At 34.8% G+C, this 25,095-nt stretch carries 20 protein-coding genes and 1 other annotated feature; of the genes, 14 read left to right on the top strand and 6 right to left on the bottom strand.

Annotated features, from left to right (window positions below; genetic code table 11):
• Positions 1-49 precede the first annotated feature (49 nt).
• From pykF to A9G25_RS09640, 4 genes are all read left to right on the top strand, one after another.
• Positions 50-1,462 (top strand): pyruvate kinase PykF, encoded by a 1,413-nt coding sequence (pykF, locus tag A9G25_RS09655; protein ID WP_065560213.1) that lies wholly within the window; start codon positions 50-52, stop codon positions 1,460-1,462.
• A gap of 112 nt (positions 1,463-1,574) precedes the next feature.
• Positions 1,575-3,632 carry a polyphosphate kinase 1 gene (gene ppk1, locus A9G25_RS09650; protein ID WP_065626746.1) on the top strand — a complete coding sequence of 686 codons (2,058 nt, stop codon included), beginning with the start codon at positions 1,575-1,577 and terminating at the stop codon, positions 3,630-3,632.
• Between the two features lie 64 nt (positions 3,633-3,696).
• Positions 3,697-5,166: a Ppx/GppA phosphatase family protein gene (locus A9G25_RS09645; protein ID WP_081297243.1), complete on the top strand. Its 1,470-nt coding sequence runs from the start codon at positions 3,697-3,699 to the stop codon at positions 5,164-5,166.
• 193 nt (positions 5,167-5,359) lie between these two features.
• Positions 5,360-6,082: an outer membrane protein gene (locus tag A9G25_RS09640; protein WP_065626744.1), complete on the top strand. Its 723-nt coding sequence runs from the start codon at positions 5,360-5,362 to the stop codon at positions 6,080-6,082.
• Positions 6,083-6,530: 448 nt separating this feature from the next.
• Here A9G25_RS09640 and A9G25_RS09635 read toward each other — a convergent pair whose 3' ends face one another.
• On the bottom strand, positions 6,531-7,514 hold the full coding sequence (locus tag A9G25_RS09635) for an AEC family transporter (protein ID WP_065626743.1): 984 nt from the start codon (positions 7,512-7,514) through the stop codon (positions 6,531-6,533).
• Positions 7,515-8,371: 857 nt separating this feature from the next.
• Positions 8,372-8,492: a sequence feature (His leader region), on the top strand.
• 38 nt (positions 8,493-8,530) lie between these two features.
• Here A9G25_RS09635 and hisG point away from each other — a divergent pair.
• Genes hisG through hisIE form a run of 8 tightly spaced genes read left to right on the top strand, consistent with a single transcriptional unit; the run spans position 8,531 to position 15,601 of the window.
• Positions 8,531-9,430 (top strand): ATP phosphoribosyltransferase, encoded by a 900-nt coding sequence (gene hisG, locus A9G25_RS09630; RefSeq protein ID WP_065626742.1) that lies wholly within the window; start codon positions 8,531-8,533, stop codon positions 9,428-9,430.
• A 4-nt stretch (positions 9,431-9,434) separates the two neighbouring features.
• Positions 9,435-10,736, top strand: coding sequence for a histidinol dehydrogenase (gene hisD, locus A9G25_RS09625; RefSeq protein ID WP_065626741.1), 1,302 nt, complete (start codon positions 9,435-9,437; stop codon positions 10,734-10,736).
• Between the two features lie 9 nt (positions 10,737-10,745).
• Positions 10,746-11,804, top strand: coding sequence for a histidinol-phosphate transaminase (hisC, locus tag A9G25_RS09620; RefSeq protein WP_065626740.1), 1,059 nt, complete (start codon positions 10,746-10,748; stop codon positions 11,802-11,804).
• Positions 11,805-11,812: 8 nt separating this feature from the next.
• Complete coding sequence (hisB, locus tag A9G25_RS09615) at positions 11,813-12,880, top strand: bifunctional histidinol-phosphatase/imidazoleglycerol-phosphate dehydratase HisB (protein WP_065626739.1); 1,068 nt, start codon at positions 11,813-11,815, stop codon at positions 12,878-12,880.
• The gene (gene hisH, locus A9G25_RS09610; RefSeq protein ID WP_034913047.1) at positions 12,881-13,468 is read left to right on the top strand and encodes an imidazole glycerol phosphate synthase subunit HisH; all 588 of its coding nucleotides are present in this window, start codon (positions 12,881-12,883) and stop codon (positions 13,466-13,468) included.
• A gap of 17 nt (positions 13,469-13,485) precedes the next feature.
• On the top strand, positions 13,486-14,223 hold the full coding sequence (hisA, locus tag A9G25_RS09605; RefSeq protein ID WP_065626953.1) for a 1-(5-phosphoribosyl)-5-[(5-phosphoribosylamino)methylideneamino]imidazole-4-carboxamide isomerase: 738 nt from the start codon (positions 13,486-13,488) through the stop codon (positions 14,221-14,223).
• A complete protein-coding gene (gene hisF, locus A9G25_RS09600) occupies positions 14,205-14,981 on the top strand; it encodes an imidazole glycerol phosphate synthase subunit HisF (protein WP_065626738.1) in 777 nt (258 codons plus the stop codon). The genes hisA and hisF overlap by 19 nt, the downstream gene beginning before the upstream one ends.
• Positions 14,975-15,601, top strand: a complete 627-nt coding sequence (gene hisIE, locus A9G25_RS09595) for a bifunctional phosphoribosyl-AMP cyclohydrolase/phosphoribosyl-ATP diphosphatase HisIE (RefSeq protein WP_065626737.1) — start codon at positions 14,975-14,977, stop codon at positions 15,599-15,601. Before hisF ends, hisIE begins: the two co-directional genes overlap by 7 nt.
• A 75-nt stretch (positions 15,602-15,676) precedes the next feature.
• Here the strand turns inward: hisIE and cysB are convergent, their stop codons facing one another.
• The 3 genes from cysB to matP all read right to left on the bottom strand — a co-directional run bounded on the left by cysB (position 15,677) and on the right by matP (position 19,920).
• Positions 15,677-16,648, bottom strand: coding sequence for an HTH-type transcriptional regulator CysB (cysB, locus tag A9G25_RS09590; protein WP_065626736.1), 972 nt, complete (start codon positions 16,646-16,648; stop codon positions 15,677-15,679).
• A gap of 168 nt (positions 16,649-16,816) precedes the next feature.
• Complete coding sequence (gene topA, locus A9G25_RS09585) at positions 16,817-19,426, bottom strand: type I DNA topoisomerase (RefSeq protein WP_065626735.1); 2,610 nt, start codon at positions 19,424-19,426, stop codon at positions 16,817-16,819.
• 29 nt (positions 19,427-19,455) lie between these two features.
• Positions 19,456-19,920, bottom strand: a complete 465-nt coding sequence (gene matP, locus A9G25_RS09580; RefSeq protein WP_034913031.1) for a macrodomain Ter protein MatP — start codon at positions 19,918-19,920, stop codon at positions 19,456-19,458.
• 147 nt (positions 19,921-20,067) lie between these two features.
• On the opposite strand from matP, the gene A9G25_RS09575 reads away from it, so the two are divergent.
• Positions 20,068-21,750 (top strand): amidohydrolase, encoded by a 1,683-nt coding sequence (locus tag A9G25_RS09575; protein WP_065626734.1) that lies wholly within the window; start codon positions 20,068-20,070, stop codon positions 21,748-21,750.
• Positions 21,751-22,271: 521 nt separating this feature from the next.
• The gene (locus A9G25_RS09570) at positions 22,272-23,633 is read left to right on the top strand and encodes an APC family permease (protein WP_065626733.1); all 1,362 of its coding nucleotides are present in this window, start codon (positions 22,272-22,274) and stop codon (positions 23,631-23,633) included.
• A gap of 120 nt (positions 23,634-23,753) precedes the next feature.
• Here A9G25_RS09570 and A9G25_RS09565 read toward each other — a convergent pair whose 3' ends face one another.
• Complete coding sequence (locus A9G25_RS09565; protein ID WP_065613052.1) at positions 23,754-24,017, bottom strand: HPr family phosphocarrier protein; 264 nt, start codon at positions 24,015-24,017, stop codon at positions 23,754-23,756.
• 139 nt (positions 24,018-24,156) lie between these two features.
• Positions 24,157-25,095 carry a phosphatidate cytidylyltransferase gene (locus A9G25_RS09560; RefSeq protein WP_065626732.1) on the bottom strand — a complete coding sequence of 313 codons (939 nt, stop codon included), beginning with the start codon at positions 25,093-25,095 and terminating at the stop codon, positions 24,157-24,159.

Raw genomic sequence — 25,095 nt, 5'->3', positions numbered from 1 at the left:
ATTAAAACCTTAACTTTAACATTAAATAAATTACTAAGTAGATACTATTATGAAAAAGACAAAAATTGTTTGTACGATCGGACCAAAATCTGAATCAAAAGAAATGTTAGCAAAATTATTAAATGCTGGCATGAATGTTATGCGTTTGAATTTTTCTCATGGTGATTACGAAGAACATGGTAACCGTATCAAAAACTTACGTGAAGTAATGCAAGAAACCGGTTTAAAAGCCGCTATTATGCTAGACACCAAAGGCCCTGAAATTCGCACTATTAAATTAGAAGGCGGTAATGATGTATCCCTAGTCGCGGGTCAAACATTCACGTTTACCACAGACAAAAATGTTATCGGAAACAAAGACCGTGTAGCCGTAACTTACGATGGTTTTGCGCATGATCTTAAACCAGGTAATCGTGTTTTAGTTGATGACGGCTTAATTGCTATGGACGTTAAAGAAATTAAAGGTAATGAAGTTATCTGTACTGTTTTAAATAATGGTGAACTTGGTGAAAATAAAGGTATTAATTTACCTGGTGTTTCAATTAAATTGCCAGCACTAGCAGAAAAAGATAAAAATGACCTCATTTTTGGTTGTGAACAAGGTGTTGACTTTATTGCTGCATCATTCATTCGAAAACGTTCTGATGTAGAAGATATTCGTGCTCACTTAAAAGCTCATGGCGGTGAAAACATTAAAATTATATCTAAAATTGAAAACCAAGAAGGTTTAGATAATTTTGATGAAATTCTTGATGCTTCTGACGGTATTATGGTTGCACGTGGTGATTTAGGGGTTGAGATCGCTGTTGAAGAAGTTATTTTTGCTCAAAAAATGATGATCAAGAAATGTAATAAAGCATCTAAACCAGTCATTACAGCAACACAAATGCTTGATTCAATGATTAAAAACCCACGCCCAACTCGTGCAGAAGCTGGTGATGTAGCTAATGCAATTATTGATGGTACAGATGCTGTTATGCTTTCGGGTGAAAGTGCTAAAGGTAAATATCCTCTCGAAACTGTGAATGTTATGGCGACTATCTGTAACCGAACTGATAGCACAATTCCAGCATCGTTAGAATTGACATCAAAAGAAGAAAAGTTAAGTATAACTTCAGCTGTTTGCTGTGGTGCTGTAGAAATTGCTGAGCGTTTAAATGCTCCATTAATTGTTGTAGCAACTCGTAGTGGTAAATCAGCTAGGGAAGTTCGTCATTATTTCCCTAGAGCTCGTATTTTAGCATTATCTTCAAGTCAAAAGACAGTTAATCAGTTAGCCGTGACAAAAGGTGTAGAGCCTATTTTAATTGATTCAATTAACTCAACAGACGATTTTTATCGTTTAGGTAAAGAAATGGCTGTGAAAGTATGCGGTTTACAACAAGGTGATATTATTGTGATGGTATCTGGTGCTTTAGTACCAAGTGGAACTACTAACACAACATCTGTTCACCGTATTTAAAACGGCATACTTATTATTTGTCTTACAATAAAAAAGTTAGCTACATGCTAGCTTTTTTTTTTACATAAGATATCCTGTATAAAATACTATTAATAGAGTTTGAAAGATTAAAATGATTGAAGAAAAAGTATACTCACCAAAAGAGCTAAGTTGGTTATCTTTCAATCAGCGAGTTTTACAAGAAGCTGCTGATAAAAGTAATCCACTTATAGAGAGGATACATTTTTTAGGTATATACTCAAGTAATCTTGATGAATTTTATAAAGTACAGTTTGCCAATTTAAAAAAATATGTGCTTATTGAACAAGAACAAGCCAACTCATCTTCTAACTCTAAAAACTTATTACGCCAAGTAAACCAAAAAGTTATTCAACTAGAATTACAGTTTGACCAACTTTATAATGAACTATTATTAGAAATGGCAAGAAATCAAATCTTTTTGATTAACGAAAGACAACTTTCAACTTACCAAGAAACTTGGATAAAAAATTATTATAAACAGAATCTTAGGCAATACATTACCCCTATTTTACTCGATAGTCATACCGAACTTATTCAATTTTTAAAAGATGATCATGCCTATTTGGCTGTAGAAATTATTTCTGAAGATAAAACCAATTATGCGTTACTTGAGTTACCGACAGATAATATTCCTCGTTTTGTTTTATTACCGTCAGAAGTTTCAACTAAAAATAAATCGATCATTTTTTTGGATAACATATTACGTTACTGTTTGCCCGATATTTTTAAAGTGTTTTTTGATGCCAAAGAATTAAATGCTTATTCTATTAATATTAATAGAGATGCTGAATACGAATTAAACACGGAATTAGACAGTTTGCTTGAACTTATGTCACAAGGTTTAAAACAACGTTTGACTGCTCAACCAGTTCGTTTTACTTACCAAAAAGATATGCCAAAAGCATTATTTGAGTTATTGATTAATAAATTGTTATTAACTGAACAAGACGCAATGCCAAGTGGACGCTATCCTAATTTTAAAGATCTTGTAAAATTTCCGGACTTTGGACAAAAAAGGCTATTAAATAAAAAAATTCCAAGCCTAAGCTATAATCGATTTAAAAAATTTCGTAATTCGTTTGATGCGATTAAAGATCGAGATGTGTTGCTTTATTATCCCTACTATTCTTTTGGACACGTACTAGAAATTATGCGTCAGGCTTCGTTTGATCCATCTGTTACACATATTCGCATGAATATCTATCGCGTAGCGAAAGACTCACGTTTTATTCACGCTGCAATTAATGCAGCCAATAATGGTAAAAAGGTCACTGTAGTTGTTGAATTACAAGCACGGTTCGATGAGGAGGCAAATATAAAATGGGCAAAACGATTAATTAGTAGTGGAATTAAAGTCATCTATTCACAACCAAAACTAAAGATCCACGCCAAATTATTTTTGATTGACCGTAAAGAAAATGGCGAAATTGTTCGTTACGCCCATATTGGTTCAGGTAATTTTAATGAAAGGACTGCAAGAATTTATACCGATTTTTCGTTATTAACTGCAGATCCTGTAATTACAGATGAAGTTAAAAATGTATTTAATTTCATTGAAAACCCATTTAAACCAGTATCGTTCCATCATTTACTTGTTTCTCCACAAAATACCCGATTGAGATTTTATGAATTTATCCAACAAGAAATAAATAATGCCAAATCAGGTAAAGTAGCAGGTATCTATTTAAAGCTTAATGCAATAACCGATAAGGATATGATAGATCAATTATATCGTGCATCTTGCGCCGGTGTAAAAATCAGAATGGTAATAAGAGGAACTTGTGTTTTGGTACCACAAATACCTAATTTAAGTGAAAACATTACTGTGACAAGTATTGTCGATCAGTTTTTAGAACATGCTCGTGTGTATATTTTTGAAAATGATGGGAAAAAAGATACTTATATTTCTTCTGCGGATTGGATGCCTCGTAACCTAGATAATCGTATTGAAGTAGGAGTAAAAATCTTCGACCCAATAATAAAATCAACTATACATAATATTTTTAATATTCAATGCAATGATAATGTAAAAGCTCGTATTATTGATAAAGATGCAACTAATAATTATGTACAAAGAGGTAATAAGAAAAAAATTAGAGCACAATATGCCATTTATGATTATTTGAATCAGTTAGAAACGGTTGCATAAGGGATTTAAAGTGAATAAATTCAATGAATATGCGGTAGTTGATCTTGGTTCAAATAGTTTTCACATGGTTATTGCTCGTATTATAGATGGTGCTGTACAGATTATTTATAAAAATAAAAAAAATATTCATCTTGCTACAGGGCTTAATACTAATAACCATTTAAGTGAATTAAGCATTATGCGAGGTGTTGAATGCCTTACACTATTTGCCGAAAGATTAAATGGATTTCCACCCGAACATGTTCGTGTTGTAGCAACCCACACATTACGGGTTGCAAAAAATAGATATAAATTTTTAATGGCTGCGGCTAAAGTATTTCCATTTCCTATAGAAATCATATCAGGACAAGAAGAAGCCCGTCTTATTTATTTAGGTACTATGACATTTGAACCAACATCGTCAAATGATACTAAATTTGTAATAGATATCGGTGGAGGATCTACAGAAATTGCAATAGGTAGAGGAAATGATCTAAAACCGATGATTGTTGCTAGCCGCCCTATGGGATGCATAACTTATGCTAAACAGTTTTTTCATGAAAATAAAATTAACGCTATTTCATTTGAACAAGCAAAGCTTGCCGCCGAGCAACAAATTGAAAGCTTGATTAATATTATAAAAAAACAAAATATTACTGTTGCATTTGGTACATCTGGAACTATTAAGTCTATTTATCGTATCTTATTAGATATTGGTGTTTGTGATGGAATTATTACCAAAAAAAGGCTCGATGATTTAACTAGTTATGTTTTAGAATTCAACTCTTTTCATGATATTGACTACCCATCACTTTCTATTGAAAGAAAAAATGTATTTGTTAGCGGGCTAGCTATATTTAGTGGGGTTTTTAACGCATTTGGGTTAAATACTTTACAATTTAGCCCATGCGCATTACGTGAAGGGGTGCTTTATGAATTGATTGGAGGTCCTAATTTCCAAGATATTAGACAAAATACCGCGCAAACTCTTTCAGAACATTACAATATAGACCAACGTCATGCCACGCAAGTTGTTAAAACTGCAAAATATTTATTTTCGCAATGGCAACAACAAGCACCAACATCTATTCCGGCAAGCCTTGAATCTATTTTATATTGGGCTGCTTTGTTACATGAGGTAGGATTAAAAATTAACTTTTCTTCAGTTCATAAACATTCAAGCTATATTTTACAAAATAGTAATTTACCCGGATTTAACGAAGAACAGCAATTACTTTTATCTACCCTTGTACGTTACCATAGAAAAACTATCAATATAGATACACTACCCTATTTTAGTTTGTTCGAATACAAACATATAATACCGCTAATGCAAATCCTAAGATTATCTATACTCATCAATAATCAACGAAATTCAGAAATTGATTTACATGTATTTCGTCTAAAATTATTAAAAAATAAACTAACTATAGTTACTTTAGAAATCAACAAGGAGTTTGTTGAAAATAATAAATTGATATTACTTGATTTAGAACAAGAACAAAAATATTGGGAAGAAATTGAGAATTGGAAACTATCGGTTATAGTATGTTAATTGTAAAAAATTTATATGTAGAAAAAACGTTTAGTTTACACTTCATAGAAAACTAAACCTACCCTAAATTTTGTATATTTGTAAGTTTGTAATGTAGCAATCTCCTAAAATAGGATAAATACCTCAAATTGATTTTTAATTTATTTGCTTTATAATCAGCGAGTCTTAAACAACCATAATAAAGGAAATAAAAATGAAGAAAACATTAATTGCATTAACAACTTTTGCTTGTTTTTCAAATTTTGCTTATGCTGAAACAAATGAATTTTATCTAGGAGGTCAATTAGGGGCTTCTATAATAAAAGTGAAAAATATTAAGGATACCTTACATTATAATTACGACGCTGTTGTCAACGATGGTATTTTTAACTCAATGCATAAAGCTAAATTAGCAGGTGCTTTAAATTTAGGTTACAACTTTTCTAATTATGATATTCCTGCACGTGTAGAATTATCTCTTACCTTACGTGGCAATGCGGATAAAAAAGAAAATAGATATACTAATTATGAAGAATATCGTCTTCGTACTACTCAAAAAGTCAAATCCCGTATGAATACATTAATGTTAAACGGTTATTATGATATCGATATTGACTCGCCAATTACTCCATTTATTGGTGCTGGATTTGGTGTTGCGTTTACTAAATTAGAAAATAGCCATAAGGAAAAATATAACGTTTCTGTTGATGGTTCTAATTATGAACGTTCATTATCAAAAACAAAAACAAAGTTTGCATGGAATGTTGCTACTGGCGTAGCTTATAAGTTAAATAATAATATGGTTGTTGATTTCACTGCTCGTTATGTGGATGCAGGAAAAGTAAACATCAAAAAACATAATGAATACTATCGAACTAATGCTAGTGCTGAGCTAAGTTCAATTGATTTATTAGCAGGTGTTCGCTATAGCTTCTAGTTAGCAAACTAAAAAAGACAATGGCTCTTTTTAGTTTAGTTACCAATATTATCGCTACATTTCTTGCTATTGTTAATGTGTAGAAAAAAACTGGGTTATTTACACTTCATGGTTAAATAACCACTCCAAAACCCCATAAGGCGTTTTTTCTAAAATCACCTTATGGCGGTTAACAAAATTATAATAATTAATCAATTAAGACTTAGTCTTCACCTTTTGAATCACTACATACTTGTTGATTATGCCGTATCTTAATCCAAAGTTGGTATTACTCTTTTTACTTTTCCATTCATTTGTGAGCAGCAAGTTTAGTTGATTTTTGAAATACGATGGTTATTATTACTGTAAACAACCGAGTAATTCCAGCATGGCTTGCCAAAGAAACATGTAATTGATAATAAAAGCTCTCATCTAAAATTAAATGAGAGCTTTTATATTTAGCTTTTAATTAAGCAACACCTGGAATGGTAAAGTCCATAATAAGCAGTAAGGTTGGTAAAATGAAGATAGATAAAACTGTAGATGCGAAGAAAATGCTTGATGCTTGTTCTTGCTCAACATTCCAATTGTAAGCCAAAATAACCGCTGTTGATGCCGTTGGCATTGCCAATAAGAAGACTAATTCTTCTGCTTCCATACCTGTGATGCCAAACAGATATACGGAAATAAGTGCAACAATTGGTGTAATGAAACTTTTCAACACAACATTAATCATTAATGGTTTAGATAATTTCAATTTAACACCATGAATACCAACACCGACCGCAATAAGCGAAATAAAGTTACAGGCATTTGACATAATATCAAAGGTATTAAACACAAAATGTGGTAGCCATTTAGTTCCATCGGTAACGCTAACAATTAATCCTAAAATAACGGCTAAAAACATCGGCTTCATAAGTGAATTTTTTACTGCACTAAGGATCATACCACCAGTAACTTTACCGCCAGACAATTTAGTATCACAAAGTTCTAATAAAAATATTGTCATTGGGATCAATGATAATGCAACAACAAAATTAGCAATCGCAACGGAAATAGTTGATGCAGCCCCTAACATTAACGTCAAGAAAGGAACTCCCATCCCGCCCATGTTGGGAAAGCAACATAGCATTGCATTCATAGCCGTCGACTTTAACTCTTTGTGCAAAATGTATTTATTGGTTAAAAAACAAATTATCCATAAAAAAGACATAGTACAGAAAAACGCAATCATCCAAATACCATTGAATATTTGCGATGGCTTAGCATGAGACGTATGCACAAAAAGTAAAGCTGGAAATACAAAGTTTGATACCAGCCCTGATAATAATTTTTTAGAATCCTTCGAAAAGATCCCTTGTTGTACACATAACCATCCAAGAAAGATTAACAAAAAAACCGGAAGACAAGAACTAACAACTTGCCCAACTGCTGACCAGATCAGATTCATTTTTTAAAACTCCTAAAATAATATTACTAAAAATACAAATTCGGTAAATGTTTGGTAACTTCAGATTAGATATTATATTTATAGACCTAGCTAAAATAAGTGGGTAACAAAATCGAATATATTTATTACATGTAAAACGATATTCTTCGTTGTTGAAACTTGATATTATTAAATGCTATTTCGCACTCAGTATGCTTAATTAAAGACATTCTTTAATAAAAACCTTTGTTATATTCAAATATAAAATATAGTAACTTAGGTATTATTATACTTATTCTTCTCGACCTTGTGTAAATCAAGATCTACTAACTGTCTTAAAAACTCATAAAAACATTAAAACTTTGCTCTAAACTTGTTGATAATAGAGTTTTATTTCTTTAAAAAACAATAAATAAGAAAATATAAAACATGAGTGTTAAATTATAGTAAAAATTAATATTGCGCTAAAATTCCTTAAATGGTGTTTTTTATAACATGTTATTCATTATAAAAAAACATACCTATTATAGATAATAATTTGATTTACTTTATTTATATAGAATTGTTGCCACAAAGCCTTATTATTGATATTCATATAATGACAATAAATATATAAAACAATATATAGTAAAGATTGTTTCTGAATAATCAATTAATAACCAGTATAATGTAAATCATTTATGTGTTATTGTAAAATCAGTAATGCATTTTGACTAATTTTGAGTTAAAAATATTTTACATAAAAACAAAAAAAAGTTGCGAGCAAATAAATTCTGTTATATTTTGTTCAGTAGCTTTAATTATCAACTCAGTTAAAGGTTTTTTATTTTTATGAATTGTTTTTGCGTTTTTATTACTAATGCTATTAGTACACATCATCATCACCATCATTCCTGAATAGTCTTCGGGCAATTGGTGCTGGAAGACTTTGGTCTTCCGGTGATGTTGCAAAAGCAAGCAGAAACCCTCGGAAGATCAAACTTCCGAGGGTTTTTTGTTTGTAGTTTATAAATTTTTAGATAACTTTGGAGAAAGATATGTTGGATAATTCGCGTTTACGCATTGCTATGCAAAAGTCAGGTCGATTAAGTGACGAATCAAAAAAGTTACTTGCCCAATGTGGTATTAAAATTAATCTTCAAGAACAACGTTTGATCGCTTTTGCTGAAAATATGCCCATTGATATCTTGCGTGTTCGTGACGATGATATCCCCGGACTGGTCATTGATGGCGTTGTCGATATTGGGATTGTCGGCGAAAATGTTTTAGAGGAGGAAGTATTAGATAGGCAGGCCGAAGGCGAAGATCCACAATTTAAAAAATTGCGCAGTTTAGATTTTGGTGGCTGTCGGTTGTCGATCGCAGCACCTCGTGATTTTGAGTATACAGGACCAAAATGTTTAAGTGATTTGCGTATTGCCACCACTTACCCTCACCTACTCCGCCGTTATCTTGCTCAATATAATGTTAACTTTAAAACCTGCTTACTTAATGGTTCGGTCGAAGTCGCTCCTCGGGCTGGACTTGCCGATGTAATTTGTGATTTGGTTTCAAGTGGTGCAACGCTTGAAGCCAATGGACTAAAAGAGATCGAAGTTATATATAAATCAAAAGCCTGCTTAATTCAACGTCAAGGCGAAATATCGCCAATAAAACAGGCATTAATCGATAAAATCATGACGCGCATTCAAGGCGTCATTCAAGCTCGTGAATCCAAATATATTATGCTCCATGCCCCGACTGAGGTGTTAGATGATATTGTTGCGCTATTGCCGGGAGCTGAAAATCCAACGATTTTACCGTTAACAGGCGAACAAAATCGTGTTGCGCTACATATGGTGAGTAGTGAATCTCTTTTTTGGGAAACAATGGAAAAATTAAAAGCATTGGGCGCAAGTTCAATTCTTGTATTACCAATTGAAAAAATGATGGAGTAATAATATGAAACTCTCTTATTGGCAACAATGTACTAACGAACAACGCAGGAAACTTCTTACTCGCCCAGCAATTAATGCTTCGGATTCGATTAGCAAAGCAGTGGCTGATATTTTGGCACAAGTAAAACAGCACGGCGATGAGGCTCTAAAAGCATTAAGTAACAAATTTGATAAAATTCAAATTGAGCAAATAAAGCTTACACAAGAAGAAATAAAAACCGCCGCAAATCGTGTTAATCCTGAATTAAAACAAGCTATGCAATTAGCGGTTGCCAACATTGAAAAATTCCACCAAGCACAAGCTTATCAATCCATTATGGTCGAAACAGTGCCGGGCGTAAAATGTCAGTTAGTAACGCGCCCTATTGATTCAGTTGGGCTTTATATTCCAGGTGGTTCTGCCCCTTTATTATCTACTGTGTTAATGCTTGCAACACCTGCTAAAATTGCGGGTTGTCGTCAAATTATTTTATGTTCACCACCGCCCATTGCTGACGAAATTTTATATGCGGCACAATTATGTGGTGTTAGCGAGGTTTATCAATTAGGCGGTGCACAAGCCATTGGCGCAATGGCGCTTGGCACCAAGTCGGTTCCTAAAGTCGATAAGATCTTTGGTCCAGGAAATGCCTACGTTACCGAAGCCAAACGCCAAGTTAGTCAACGCCTTGATGGCGCAGCCATTGATATGCCTGCAGGTCCGTCTGAAGTACTAGTGATTGCAGATAGTTCAGCAAATCCTGCTTTTATTGCTGCCGATCTTTTGTCGCAAGCTGAACATGGTCCTGATTCACAAGTTATTTTGTTAACACCTGATGAAAAAATAGCACAAGCAGTATCGATTGAAGTCGATAAACAACTTACGCAACTAACGCGCCAAAATATCGCTAAAAAAGCATTACAAGAAAGTCGCCTTATTGTAACTAAAGATTTAGATGAATGTGTTGCTATTAGCAATCGCTATGGTCCCGAACACTTAATTATTCAAACTGCGAATGCGGATGAATTAGTTGAACAAATTACTAGTGCTGGCTCGATCTTCTTGGGTGATTGGTCACCGGAGTCAGCAGGTGATTATGCATCAGGAACCAATCATGTATTACCAACTTATGGTTATACAGCCACATATTCTAGCCTTGGGCTTGCTGATTTTCAAAAACGTATGACGGTACAAAAATTAACACCAGAAGGATTAAAAGCAATAGGTAATGCCGTTGAGCTTATGGCAGAGGCTGAACAACTAACCGCCCATAAACAAGCAGTTAGTCTTCGTCTATCGGTATTAAATTCAACAAATCAAAAATAGGTGGCTAAAATGGATATCAATCAATTAGTTCGAAAAAATGTTCAGCAATTAACGCCTTATCAATCTGCGCGCCGTATTGGTGGTCAAGGCGATGTGTGGTTAAATGCTAACGAGTATCCCGTTGCTCCACATTTTGAGTTGACCGCTCAAACCTTAAACCGTTATCCAGAACCACAGCCTGAAAAAGTAATTAAGCGTTATGCTCAATATGCAGGCGTGCAATCTGAGCAGTTAATTGTTAGCCGTGGCGCTGATGAAGCCATTGAACTATTAATGCGTGCATTTTGCGAGCCTGAAAAAGATAGCATTTTGTACTGCCCTCCGACTTATGGTATGTATCAGGTGAGTGCTGAGACATTAGGTATTAAAACTAAAACCGTGCCAACTACTTCTGATTGGCAGCTTGATCTTGAGGGTATAAAACAAAATATTGATACTGTAAAACTAATTTATGTCTGTTCACCAAATAATCCGACCGGTAATTTAATCGATTCTGATGATATCAAAGCTTTACTTAATATTGCCAAAGATCGTGCTTTGGTCATTATTGACGAGGCTTATATTGAGTTTTCGCCTGATTCTAGTGTCGTTAATTGGCTTAATGACTATCCTCACTTGGTGATTTTACGAACATTATCCAAAGCCTTTGCTTTGGCTGGATTACGTTGCGGTTTCACCATTGCTAATAAACCTGTGATCGAAGCCTTACAGAAGGTTATTGCACCATACCCTCTAGCAACTCCTGTTGCTGATATTGCAGCTCAAGCATTGAGTAAAGATGGTGTGAATACCATGAAGCTACATGTGATAAATTTAAATAATCAAAAGGAAAAATTTGCCAATTTACTTCGACAATTGCCAATTGTCGAAAAAGTTTATCCAAGTTATTCCAACTATTTGTGTGTTAAATTTCAACATGATAAAGATGTATTTAATATTTTATGGCGCCAAGGTATTATTTTACGAGATCAAAGTAGATCTATTGGGCAACAAAATATTATTCGTATTACCATTGGAACCCAAGCCGAGTGCGAGGCAGTCATTTCTGCGCTCAAAACAATTAAATAGGAGCAAAAATGTTACAAAAGTACTTATTTATTGATCGAGATGGCACACTAATTACTGAACCTCCGGTTGATTTTCAGGTTGATCAGTTTGAAAAATTGGCTTTTGAACCTGATGTGATCCCAGCCCTACTCAAGCTACAAACTGCGGGATACCATTTAGTGATGGTCACCAATCAAGATGGGCTTGGGACTAGTAGCTATCCACAGGCTGATTTTGATGGTCCACACAATCTGATGATGCAGATTTTTAAATCGCAAGGTGTTAATTTTGAGGATGTCTTAATTTGCCCACACTTTCCAGAAGATAATTGTGAGTGTCGTAAGCCGAAAATCCAATTAGTTTTGCCATATCTTACTAGTGGTAAATTAGATAAACAAAACTGTTATGTTATTGGTGACAGGGTCACAGATATTGAATTGGCTAAAAACATGCAAATCCAAGGGTTACGATATCATCCTGAAAATTTAAATTGGGACGAAATCGCCCAACGATTAACCACTAAAGATCGTTATGCAAAAGTTGAACGCAATACCAAAGAAACTAAAATACTTGTTGAAGTGTGGCTTGATCGCCAAGGAGGTAGTCAAATTAATACTGGAATTGGTTTTTTTGATCATATGCTCGATCAAATTGCGACTCATGGTGGAATTAAACTCAATATCCAAGTTGATGGTGATTTACATATTGATGATCATCATACCATAGAAGATACTGGACTAGCTTTAGGAGAGGCACTAAAAATAGCACTCGGTGATAAACGTGGTATTACCCGTTATGCCTATGTTATCCCTATGGACGAGTGTTTGGCCAGATGTGCAATAGATATTTCAGGACGCCCTTATTTAAAATTTAAAGCAGAGTTTACTCACCCTAAAGTTGGCGATATGAGCACACAAATGGTAGAACATTTCTTTTACTCAATAAGTTATGCTATGGCTATTACATTGCATATTGAAACAGAAGGCGATAATGATCATCATAAAGTAGAAAGTTTATTTAAAGCTTTTGCTAGAACATTAAAACAAGCCATCAAAATTGAAAATGACCGATTACCAAGCTCAAAAGGAGTACTATAAATGAAGATTGTCATCCTCGATACTGGCTGTGCTAATCTATCTTCAGTCAAATATGCCGTGCAACGATTAGGTTATGATCCAATAATTAGCCTTGACCCTGATATCGTGCTCAGCTCAGATAAGTTGTTTTTACCTGGAGTAGGATCCGCAAGTTCAGCAATGGAAAAATTAAAAGAGCGTCATTTAGTTGAACTTATCAAAGTCTGTACTCAACCTGTATTAGGGATCTGCCTTGGTATGCAACTTTTAGCCGATTATAGTACCGAAGGACATGTTAACACATTGGGAATTATTCACGAAAAAGTTAGAGAAATTCCTAATTGTGGTTTACCTTTACCACATATGGGGTGGAATCAGGTTTCACCTAAAGCCGGTCATCATCTATTTCGAGATATTCCTGATGATGCTTATTTTTACTTTGTACATGGATACGCGATGCCATTATGCTCAGCAACAATAGCAGAAACCAATTACGGCGAAAGCTTTACCGCAGCCGTACAAAAAGAAAACTTTTACGGCGTGCAATTTCATCCCGAGCGTTCTGGCTTAGCCGGTGCAAAATTGCTAAAAAACTTTTTGGAGATGTAACTATGACAGCTTTTCCAATAATCATTCCTGCACTTGATTTAATCGATGGTTTTGTTGTGCGATTACATCAAGGTGATTATGAGCAAAAACGTGATTATGGCAACGATCCACTTTTACGCTTACAGGATTATGAAAAACAAGGTGCTAAACTGTTACATCTTGTTGATTTGACAGGTGCGAAAGATCCCCAAAAACGCCAAATTTTGCTAATACAAAATCTGATTAATGGTGTGCAAATACCGGTTCAAGTTGGTGGAGGAATTCGTACTGAAAAAGATATACAATCATTGCTATCTGCCGGCGCTGCTCGCATAGTAATTGGTTCGACAGCTATTAAGCAACCCGAATTGGTCAAACAGTGGTTTTCAAAATATGGTGCAGAAAGGCTAGTATTGGCTCTTGATGTCCGCATTGACAACCAAGGAAATAAATATGTCGCTATTCATGGGTGGCAAGAAGATTCCTGTCAGACACTAGAACAAGTGATTGATGATTACCTTCCTTATGACTTAAGGCATGTATTGTGTACAGATATTTCCAAAGATGGCACACTCAGTGGCTCAAACGTTAAGTTGTATCAGGAAATTAGTCGTAAATACCCAGAGATTGCTTTTCAAGCGTCTGGCGGAATTGGTCAATTGAGTGATGTCAAAGCACTGAAAGACAGTGGTGTTAAAGGTGTCATTGTTGGCCGTGCTTTACTTGAAGAAAAATTTACAGTTCAGGAGGCAATTTCATGTTGGCCAAAAGAATAATTCCCTGTTTAGATGTTCGCGATGGACAAGTGGTTAAAGGTGTACAATTTCGTAATCATGAAATTATTGGAGACATAGTCCCCTTAGCAAAAAGATATGCTAAAGAAGGCGCAGATGAGCTCGTTTTTTATGATATCACCGCTTCGTCAGATGGGCGTGTTGTCGATAAAAGTTGGATCGCAAAAGTTGCTGAAGTGATTGATATCCCTTTTTGTGTTGCTGGTGGTATTAAAACGGTTGAAGATGCAGGTCAAATATTAACCTTTGGAGCTGATAAAATTTCGATCAACTCCCCTGCTCTTACTGATCCTAGTTTAATTACACGGCTTGCAGATCGTTACGGAGTACAGTGCATTGTAGTTGGCATTGATAGCTGGTATGACAAACAGTCAAACAATTATCATGTTTATCAATTTACTGGTGACGAAAAACGTACCGTTGCCACAAAATGGAACACTCTCGACTGGGTACAGGAGGTACAAAAACTTGGTGCAGGTGAAATTGTTCTTAATATGATGAACCAAGACGGCGTTCGTAATGGATATGATATTATTCAACTAAACGCCGTTCGAGAAGTATGCAACGTGCCACTAATTGCTTCAGGCGGTGCTGGTACTATTGAGCATTTTCTACAGGTATTTAATGAAGCACAAGTTGATGGAACATTAGCTGCCTCAGTTTTTCATAAACAAATTATTAATATTGGTGAACTTAAACAATATTTGGCACAAAATGGAGTAAATATTCGATTATGTTAACGCAAAATTGCAATACCCAATTAGAATTACAACAACTGGATTGGCAAAAAGTGGATAATTTAATGCCAGTCATTATTCAGCATTATGCTTCGGGCGATGTTTTAATGCTTGGCTATATGAATCAAGAAGCGTTAGTACAAACACAAAATAGCGGCAAAGTCACTTTTTATTCACGAACCAAACAGCGCCTTTGGACAAAAGGCGAAACTTCTGGCAATTTTCTTAATGTTGTGAGTATTTCAACGGATTGTGATAATGATACATTATTGATTTTAGTTGATCCAGTTGGCCCAACTTGCCATACCGGCTCAACAAGTTGTTTTGCTTCGACTAAAACCCAATGGGGATTTTTATTTGAATTAGAACAGATAATTGCAGGGCGTAAAAATGCCGATCCTAAATCATCATATACCGCAAAACTGTATCATGACGGCACTAAGCGCATAGCTCAAAAAGTGGGAGAAGAAGGCGTTGAAACAGCCCTTGCTGCAACAGTTCATGACAGCGAGGAACTAAAAAATGAATCTGCCGATTTAATTTATCATTTATTAGTTTTACTACAAGACCAGAATCTGTCTTTACAAGATGTCATTGGTATTTTAAAAGCAAGACATGAATAGTTATAATCCATCCAAAGTGCGAGTTATGTCGCACTTTGTTTCAATTTTTTATTCTCATAAAAAAGATAGAATAAATTAGTAAACCGGTAATTTTACTCCGTTAAACATCGTTAATACTTCGGAATTGTTTTCACATAACATAAGTTTGTCAACAGCTTGTCGATTCAAATGAGGCGAAAACTGACTGATAAAATCATACATATAACTGCGTAAATATAATGAGCGAGGAAAAACGATATAGGTCGTGCTGTAAGGAAAAATATGTCCAGCATTAAGTACAACTAAATCGTCATCTGAAGTATTGATCACCGCCATTTTTGCCACAATACCAACGCCAACACCTAATTTAACATAAGTTTTAATTAACTCGGCATCAGTTGTGCTAAAAACAATATTAGGTGATTGGTTAGCACGCAAGAAAGCTTGATTTAAATCTGAACCATCATTAGTAAAATCATAACTAACTAACGGATATTTTGAAAGCTCTTCAATCGAAATTAATTTACTTTTGGTAAGCGGATGATCTTTCATTACAATCACAGCTTGGTTCCAGTGATAACAAGGTAAGGCAATCATACCATCGCTAAGCTGTGAGATATCGGTCACAATAGCAAACTCAGCTAGACCTGCTTGAGTTTGTAAAATACATTGAGGGGATGATCCTTGCTCCATATGCAATATAATACTTGGATATTGCTGCATAAACTGTTGAATCACAACTGGCAATGTATAACGAGCTTGAGTATAGGTAGTGGTAATTGTTAATGAGCCTTGATTTGGTTGACTAAACTCTTTGGCGATAATCTTAATATCATTGGACTTATTGAGGATCTCTCGGGCAAGAGCAATGATTTTTTCACCAACCGGTGTGATTTGAGAAAGGTGTTTACCCGCTCGAGTAAATATCTGAACGCCGAGCTCGTTTTCTAATAATTTTATTTGTTTGCTTATACCGGGTTGAGAGGTATACAGTTTTTCGGATGTTAGCGATACATTGAGGTCGTTATTTGCGACCTCAACAATATAGCGTAATTGTTGCAATTTCATAACACTCAAACGCTCCTTTAACTGTATGCCTTTCTTCCTTTTTAATAACATTACAAAAGGAAGAATTGCTAAGGTAAGTCACTTCACAGCCTAGCACAAAAAAATAATTACTTTATACTAAAACGCATACTTTCCTGAAAGTTTTTAACAAAATTCAGACGTGCCTACCTACTTTTTGCTATTGATCCATTTGCCATCTACATATTGCATCATCCAACCTGTCGATTTTCCATTAACTTCAGAAGTAACATATTGTTGTTTATTTTTACGGCTAAAACGAACAATTGATGGATTACCATTAGGATCTTTATTTGGTGCTTCGGTCAAATAAATGAATTTTTCGGGCAAGCGCTCTTTAAAACGTTGTAACTCTTCTATCAAAGGTGCGCGTGTTTCTCTTGATTTTGGAAAATTATGCGCCGCCAAAAAGATACCCGCAGCACCGTCACGTAATACAAAATGTGCATCTGACTTGGTGCATTTTAGTTCAGGCAGATCAACAGGGTCTTCTTTTGGTGGTGCAACATCACCATTTTTTAAGATCTTACGCGTATTTTTACAATCAGAATTAGTACAGCCCATATATAGGCCAAATCGCCCTGATTTTAAATGCATTTCTGAACCACATTTTTCGCATTCAATAATTGGTCCTTCATAACTTTTAACCTTAAAATTACCTTTTTCGACAATAAAACCATCACAAATCGGGTTATTACCGCAGATATGTAGTTTTCGTTCATTATCAAGTAGATAACTATCCATAGCCGTGTGACATTTTGGACAGCGTTTACGGGCTCTTAAAGCATCTGTTTCTGCTGTTTCAGCTTCTTCTAGAATATTTAATGTTTCGTGCTCAGGAATTAAGTTAATGGTCTGTTTACAACGCTCCTTAGGTGGCAACGCATAGCCTGAACAAGCTAAAAATACACCGGTACCGGCAGTTTTAATACCCATTTCACGCCCACAATTTGGACATTTAATTTCAGGTGTTAGCACCAATGGATTAAGCTGCATTCCACCTTTATCTGGTGCTTGTTCAGCAACCTCAAGATGCTGACTAAAGTCACTGAAAAACTGATCAAGCACTTCACGCCATTCTTGTTTTTTATGAGCAATTTCATCCAGAGCATGTTCCATACGTGCTGTAAAATCATAACTCATTAGATCATTGAAGTTTTCACTAAGTCTATCGGTAACAATTTCACCAATTTTTTCAGCATAAAACCGACGATTATCTAAACGCACATAACCACGATCTTGAATTGTCGAAATAATGGTTGCATAAGTCGATGGTCGCCCAATTTCTCGCTTTTCAAGCTCTTTAACAAGAGATGCTTCGTTATATCTAGCTGGTGGTTTGGTAAAATGTTGATTTGGATTTAAGTTAATTAAATCAAGCTTATCGTTTATCGATAGTGATGGTAATATTTTATCTTCATTATTTTTGGCTAGCTGTGGCTGCACTTTAGTCCAACCATCAAAACGCAATGTCCGACCTTTGGCTTTTAAAGTAAAATCACCTGAATTAACCGTAATTGTTGTTGAGTTATATTCAGCCGATGTCATTTGGCAAGCTACAAATTGGCGCCAAATTAGTTGGTATAATTTAGCGGCATCAGCTTCAACATCACTCAGATTATCAGCTAAGATAGTAACATCTGATGGGCGAATCGCTTCATGCGCTTCTTGCGAGTTCTTTTTACTACTGTATACATTAGCCGATTTTGGTAGATATTTATCGCCAAAATTTTTACCGATATAATCACGTACCATCGCTAGCGCATCCTGACTTAAATTGGTCGAGTCAGTACGCATATAGGTAATGTAACCTGCTTCATATAATCTTTGAGCCAACATCATGGTTTTTTTAACACCAAAACCAAGACGAGTACTTGCTGCTTGCTGTAAAGTTGAGGTAATAAAAGGTGCTGTTGGATTACTTTTAGTTGGCTTTTGTTCAATATTAGTTACTTGATATTGGTTTTTACTAAGTTCAGCTAGCGCAATATCAATGGCAACTTTATCTTTAGGTTCGAATGCTTCGTTTTTATAATGAGTAACTTGCAAACTTAATGGCTCATTTTTACTCGTGTTCAAATCAGCAAACAGATCCCAGTATTCTTCAGGAATGAAAGCATGAATTTCGCGTTCACGTTCAACAACAAGGCGTACAGCAACAGATTGTACACGACCAGCTGATAACCCCCTAGCAACCTTTTTCCAAAGTAATGGCGATAGCATAAAGCCAACTACCCGATCCATAAATCGACGTGCTTGCTGGGCGTTAACACGATCCATATCAAGCATCGACGGTTCATTAAAAGCATTTTTGATCGCCGTTTTGGTAATTTCGTTAAAAACAACACGACGATATTTGCTATCTTCACCACCTATCACGTCTTTAAGATGCCATGCAATGGCTTCTCCTTCTCTATCCAAATCGGTTGCGAGATAGATCATGTCAGCATCTTTAGCCAGTTTTTTCAGTTCGGATACTACTCTTTCTTTACCTGGTAGAATTTCGTAATGCGCTTTCCAGCCGTTATATGGATCAACACTCATCCGATCAACCAAGACCTGTCTTTCTGAACGTTTAACTTTCTTATCTGCTTTATCTTTTTTGTCTTTTGTTGATTTTTCAGCTCGTTGGCTACTACCACTCACAGGTAGATCGCGAATATGACCTACACTTGATTTAACCACGAAATCTTTACCAAGATATTTATTGATCGTTTTTGCTTTAGCTGGTGATTCGACAATAACAAGGGATTTTCCCATAATTAAACCTTTCTATTCTGTTGTTTGTATTATTTACTATCAATATTTACATCTAGGAGTGATAGTAAATCATCTTTAATTGTTGATACTTTCGTTGCATATTGTTCTTTCTGCTCTGCATCTTCAATTAGTTGAGTAATGGTTTGTGACAACGTGCATCCACGGCGTTTAGCTAAATTAGCCAATCGTTGCCAGACTAAAAATTCCAAATCAATGGATTTTTTTCGGGTATTTTGTTGTTCTGCATTAAAATGACGCTTTCGCCTTGCACGAATAGTTTGCTTCAGGCGATTATCTAAGTCAGGGTTTAAATGCTGTTTTATCCAATCAACAACACCAGTTGGGTTATGTTCTAACAACAATAACTCATTGACCGCATGTTGCGCAGCGCTTTTTTCAATATAGCGTGTAATTAACTCGCCTTCTAAGTGCCTTTTAACTAGATAGTTCCATTTCCAACCGCATTCAAGGTTTTCTAGCTGTTGATATTTCATCCGTTCACCTTGTGACGCTGTAACTAAATAGCTATTTTTAGCATAATCTGCTCACACAATAAAGAAAATTATTGCGTTTGACAAATTTTTTATAAATCTGTTATCGTGAGCCTTTCATTTCGATCTTTATTTAAGGAATCCTACATAATGGCTAAAGCTGATGTTATTTATATTAATGGCTATATTTACACTGCCGACAAGCATGACAGCGTGTGTGAAGCTATCGCAATTGAAAATGGCTATATTATTGCAACAGGCTCCACGCAAGAAATAAATAACAGTCACTATGTTGATAATCATACAATAATTTATGATTTGCAAGGCAAAACAATGATGCCTGGCATTATTGACTCACATTTACACACCTTTTGGGGTGGCATGCAATTATCATCGTGTAATTTAAATTATCAAAGTTTAACTATTGATGATACTTTAGCTATTATTCAAGACTATTTAGATAAAGATAATCCCAATCATAACGCTAATTGGTTGCAAGTCCGTGGTTGGTTACGTCAAGAAGTGTTACCAATTGGTACAGATATTACTCGTTTCGATCTTGATAAACTCAATACAAAACGCCCTGTTATTTTGTTTTCAAATGATTGCCATACTTTGGTTGCTAACAGTATAGCATTAGAAAAATTTGGTTTAGATAGAAACACTCCTGAACCATCGGATGGTAAAATTGGTCGTACTGATGACGGCGAATTAAATGGTATATTAGAAGATGCGCCAGCCATGCGTGCTTTTGATAGTATTTCTAAACTAACAGATGAACAAGCACTTAATATTGCTAAATTATCGCAAGCAGAATTAAATAAACAAGGTGTTACTGCTGTTATGGATGCTCGAATTACTGAAACTCAAGCAGATGCCTTTTTAAGACTACAGCAACAAGATGGGCTTTCTATCCGCCTGTTCGGCGCACGGGAATTGCCACCTGATGATGTGTCATCAATTGCCGATATTCCAAATGTCATTGAGAAAGTAAAACAGTTTGCCGCTCGTTATGATGATAAAAACTGGCAACCTAAACCAGGCATTAAAATATCACATACTAAGTTATTTGTAGATGGCGTAATGCAAGCACCTTTGATGACTGCACGATTACTTAAACCATATCAGTTAGAAAACGAAAAAGATCGTTACGGAGATCTTTATTATTCCACAGAAATGTTAGATGCATTAATACTTGAATCCGCAAAAGCAGGTTTTCATCCACATATGCATACTGTTGGTGAAGGGGCAATTGAAGTAGTACTTGACGCTATTGAAAAAATGCGAAAAGCCTTACCTGATGCAGATATCCGTCCAAGCACTGCACATAACGAACTAAGCGCAACACACCAGTTTGCCAGATATAAACAATTAAATGCTTGCGTAGTATTTTCTTTTCAGTGGGCTGGTTGTAGTTCAGCAATGGTTGAGCAGTATCAAACTCTATTTGGTCCAGAACGTTATAATGGATTAGAAGCGCACGGGCAATACATTGATGCTGGTGTAAACTGTGCATTTGGTAGCGATTGGCCAATTGATCCTTTAAACGAATGGTATGATTTCCAAATTGCTATGACTCGACAAATTGATGCTGATCATCCACGATTAGACAGCGATCGTAATTTAACCATTACTGAAGTATTGCGTAGTGCTACTATCAATGCTGCATATGTATTAAATCAAGATGAATATATTGGTTCAATTGAAAAAGGTAAATTTGCTGATTTAATTATTTTAGATCGCAACCCATTTACCATACCAACTAATGATATCCAAAACGTTAACGTGTTAACAACTATTGTTGGCGGTAAAACGGTTTATCAACAAACGTAATTTAAAATTTAAATTCTTTATGTCAAAATTGCTACATCAATAATTATTAATGGTGTAGCATAAATAATTATTCAAGCATTAATCAACTTCAATTGCTTTTTCTGTTTCCCCGCTGTCGTTTTTGTGAAATGTAAGATAGCAGCAATAATCAATACTCCGATAAACATATCAATCACATACCATATAGCTCCTGACCATACCTCATAATTCCACTAAAGATCAATACAATAATCTATACTTATTTTATAAACTGATTTGTTAAATTAGTATTTCTGTTGCTACTCATATGTAAAAATAGAAATTCAAAGTTTTAACTAACCCGTTTAAATTAAATAGGTCTTAATTAACAGCTAATATACTTTAAAATTTATAATTTGCCCGCTTTAATATTTTTTACAAAAAATTAGCTTGCATAATTATTATAATATGGCAGAATTCCCTGCCGCTTTAAGCGGGTAAAAAGGCAAAACTATACTTAGTAGTTTTTTATTGTTTTTTGGGACAGAGGAGCAAAGTAAGTCATGTCCGCAATAAAAATGAAACGAGTTTTAACCACACCTGCATTAATTGCATTTGGTTTAGCTTATATGGTTCCTTTAGGGATCTTTACCACTTATGGGGAAGTCACTGTTGCCAGTAATGGACACTTACCTATAGCCTATATCATCACCCTTGCCATGATTTTTTTCACTGCATTAAGCTATTGTCGTATGGCAAATAAGCTACCTATTGCTGGTTCTGCTTATTCTTATGTACAACGTACTTTTGGTGGAAAAGTTGGTTTTTTGGTAGGTTGGGCACAAATCCTTGATTACCTATTTTTACCAATATTAAATTATTTGGTATTAGGTATTTATCTTAATGAAGCATTTCCAAGTATTCCTGCTTATGTATTTGTACTTGGTTCATTGTGTAGTGTTAGCTTATTAAACTATTTAGGTATTAAATTAATTAATTCAGTAAATTTTACATTGATTATCATTCAGATTTTTTTTATTGGATTATTTATCTTTTTAACCTTAAGCAATGTGAGTTTAACTCCAGAAACGATGATAAAGCCTCTGCAAGTTAACGCTGGTGATTTTAACGGTTTGCTCTCTGGCGCAGCAATTTTATGCCTAGCCTTTTTAGGTTTTGATGCCATTGCTACCCTAGCAGAAGAGTCTAATGATGCACAAAAATCACTACCAAGAGCGATTATATGGACAGTTCTTATTGCAGGCTGTATCTTTTTAGTTGTCTCTTACTGTGCTCACTTAGCTTATCCCGTATGGCAGGATTTTATAGATAATAAAGATACTGCAAGTTTAGACGTAGTTCGTCGAGTTGGTGATATTAGCCAATTAGGGGGGGATTTTATGTATAACTTCTTCCAAGCGGCTTATTTAACAGGTGTTTTTGCTTCAGCAATGACTGCACAAACCAGTGTCTCTAGAATTTTCTATGCCATGGGTCGAGAAGGTGTGTTACCTAAACAAATCTTTTATAAGATTCACCCACGCTTTAGAACACCTTACTTATCGATTATTTTTGTTGCCAGCTTTTCATTGCTATCATTAGTATTAGATCTTAGTTTAGTGGTTTCAATGATAAGTTTTGGTGCGTTAGTGGCTTTTACTTTCGTCAACTTATGTGTGCTCAAAAGCCACCTGGGTGGTAATAATGCAAAAACAGCATCAATGCTATTTAAATATGGATTATTGCCAGCAATTGGATTTTTTCTTTCGTTATGGCTATGGACCAGTCTTGATGCAACAGCGATGATTGTTGGTTTAGTTTGGTTAGCGGTTGGATTTATTTATTTAACTTATCTAACTAAAGGTTTTTCTAAAGTATTACCATCAATTGATCATAAAGAATTAAGTTCAATAATTAAAGATTAATTTAAAATCTTTTTAAACAGGTCTACTTAAAAGTATTTAGTTATGCCTAAAAAAATCCCGTCGACTAAAGTCGACGAGATTTTTAAAAGATTTTAAGTTAACTTATATTAACTAAGTTAATTATTCACCAAAACCAGTTGCAAATAATTCACGGATTTCGTCCATTGCTGCTTGTTCATCTTCACCATCACAGATGATTTCTACAGTTGAACCACCTTTAACGCCAGCACCAAGTAACCCCATCATACTTTTTAATTTAATTGTTTTATCATTATAAACAAGTTCAATTGATGATTTATAACGTCCAGCTAATTTAACTAGCGTTGTTACAGGGCGAGCATGCAAGCCCGTTGAATTTTTTACTACCATTTGCTCTTTTAACATAATAAAGTCCTTATTTATATTTTAAAGTTAAAACTATAACTGTATTTATATCATAAATTAAACGATTTTGCTCTTTTTTTGCATGTGAATTTGTATAATTTAGATAAACTAGTTTGCTTATTTAAAGTTAATATTAAAGTTAGACCCAAAAATAACGTACAAGATGAAAAAAGATCGGTGCGGCAAAACAAACAGAATCTAAACGGTCGAGTACACCACCATGACCACTAATTAAATTTCCCCAATCTTTTATGCCTCTATCTCGTTTGATGGCCGACATAACCAAGCCACCCAAAAAACCCAATAATGTAAGCATGAGTGAAATAAAACCTGCTTGGATAAAACTAAAAGGTGTTATCCAAAATAGGCACGCACCAATTAAACTTGCTGATAAGGTTCCTCCAATAAATCCTTCAAGAGTTTTAGATGGTGATAGATTTGGGCTAATTTTATGTTTGCCGAATAATTTCCCAAACACATATTGCAACACGTCTGAAAGCTCTACAACCACTACTAAAAAAGCAATCAAAAGAAGATTGCGATCTTGATAATTGTCGATTGGTAATATTAATAATGCTGGTACGCAAGAAATACTATAGACTGTAATCATTAATCCCCATTGTACTTCAGCCGTTCTCTCCAAAAAATTATTGCTTGAGCCGGTTATTGCCGCCAAAATGGCTAATAATAAAAAGCCATAAACAGGAATAAAGATACTAAATAATCCATACCAAGACATAGCAACTAAAATATATTGCAAAGGTAAAACAATAAAATAGGCAAATATCAATGCATAAGAATCATAACGACTAACAGGCGTTAAAATTAAGAACTCTCGTAATGCAATGCTGGATGCTACAAAAAACAGAAAAACTATAGCAAATTTTCCTATCAAAAATGCAATACCTATAACAGCCACCATTACCCACCATGCATTAATTCGAGTGATAAGATTATCAATTACCCTATTTGGGCTACGAAGATACCGTTTTAATAGCCAACCTACAGTAGAGGCAATAACAAGTAAAATACCAATACCAGCAAATAATAATAAGGTATCATTTTGATAATTAGGCAT

Source organism: Gilliamella sp. Bif1-4 (genome assembly GCF_001690535.1).
Taxonomy (GTDB): domain Bacteria; phylum Pseudomonadota; class Gammaproteobacteria; order Enterobacterales; family Orbaceae; genus Gilliamella; species Gilliamella bombi.
Note: the sequence above shows the minus strand (reverse complement) of the source record. Positions and strands in the feature narration are given on the sequence as shown.

Excerpts from the sequence above, each read along its gene's own strand:
- pykF (WP_065560213.1), top strand. The coding sequence starts at position 50 with ATGAAAAAGACAAAAATTGTTTGTACGATCGGACCAAAATCTGAATCA.
- ppk1 (WP_065626746.1), top strand. The coding sequence starts at position 1,575 with ATGATTGAAGAAAAAGTATACTCACCAAAAGAGCTAAGTTGGTTATCT.
- A9G25_RS09645 (WP_081297243.1), top strand. The coding sequence starts at position 3,697 with ATGGTTATTGCTCGTATTATAGATGGTGCTGTACAGATTATTTATAAA.
- A9G25_RS09640 (WP_065626744.1), top strand. The coding sequence starts at position 5,360 with ATGAAGAAAACATTAATTGCATTAACAACTTTTGCTTGTTTTTCAAAT.
- A9G25_RS09635 (WP_065626743.1), bottom strand. The coding sequence starts at position 7,514 with ATGAATCTGATCTGGTCAGCAGTTGGGCAAGTTGTTAGTTCTTGTCTT.
- hisG (WP_065626742.1), top strand. The coding sequence starts at position 8,531 with ATGTTGGATAATTCGCGTTTACGCATTGCTATGCAAAAGTCAGGTCGA.
- hisD (WP_065626741.1), top strand. The coding sequence starts at position 9,435 with ATGAAACTCTCTTATTGGCAACAATGTACTAACGAACAACGCAGGAAA.
- hisC (WP_065626740.1), top strand. The coding sequence starts at position 10,746 with ATGGATATCAATCAATTAGTTCGAAAAAATGTTCAGCAATTAACGCCT.
- hisB (WP_065626739.1), top strand. The coding sequence starts at position 11,813 with ATGTTACAAAAGTACTTATTTATTGATCGAGATGGCACACTAATTACT.
- hisH (WP_034913047.1), top strand. The coding sequence starts at position 12,881 with ATGAAGATTGTCATCCTCGATACTGGCTGTGCTAATCTATCTTCAGTC.
- hisF (WP_065626738.1), top strand. The coding sequence starts at position 14,205 with ATGTTGGCCAAAAGAATAATTCCCTGTTTAGATGTTCGCGATGGACAA.
- hisIE (WP_065626737.1), top strand. The coding sequence starts at position 14,975 with ATGTTAACGCAAAATTGCAATACCCAATTAGAATTACAACAACTGGAT.
- cysB (WP_065626736.1), bottom strand. The coding sequence starts at position 16,648 with ATGAAATTGCAACAATTACGCTATATTGTTGAGGTCGCAAATAACGAC.
- topA (WP_065626735.1), bottom strand. The coding sequence starts at position 19,426 with ATGGGAAAATCCCTTGTTATTGTCGAATCACCAGCTAAAGCAAAAACG.
- matP (WP_034913031.1), bottom strand. The coding sequence starts at position 19,920 with ATGAAATATCAACAGCTAGAAAACCTTGAATGCGGTTGGAAATGGAAC.
- A9G25_RS09575 (WP_065626734.1), top strand. The coding sequence starts at position 20,068 with ATGGCTAAAGCTGATGTTATTTATATTAATGGCTATATTTACACTGCC.
- A9G25_RS09570 (WP_065626733.1), top strand. The coding sequence starts at position 22,272 with ATGTCCGCAATAAAAATGAAACGAGTTTTAACCACACCTGCATTAATT.
- A9G25_RS09565 (WP_065613052.1), bottom strand. The coding sequence starts at position 24,017 with ATGTTAAAAGAGCAAATGGTAGTAAAAAATTCAACGGGCTTGCATGCT.
- A9G25_RS09560 (WP_065626732.1), bottom strand. The coding sequence starts at position 25,095 with ATGCCTAATTATCAAAATGATACCTTATTATTATTTGCTGGTATTGGT.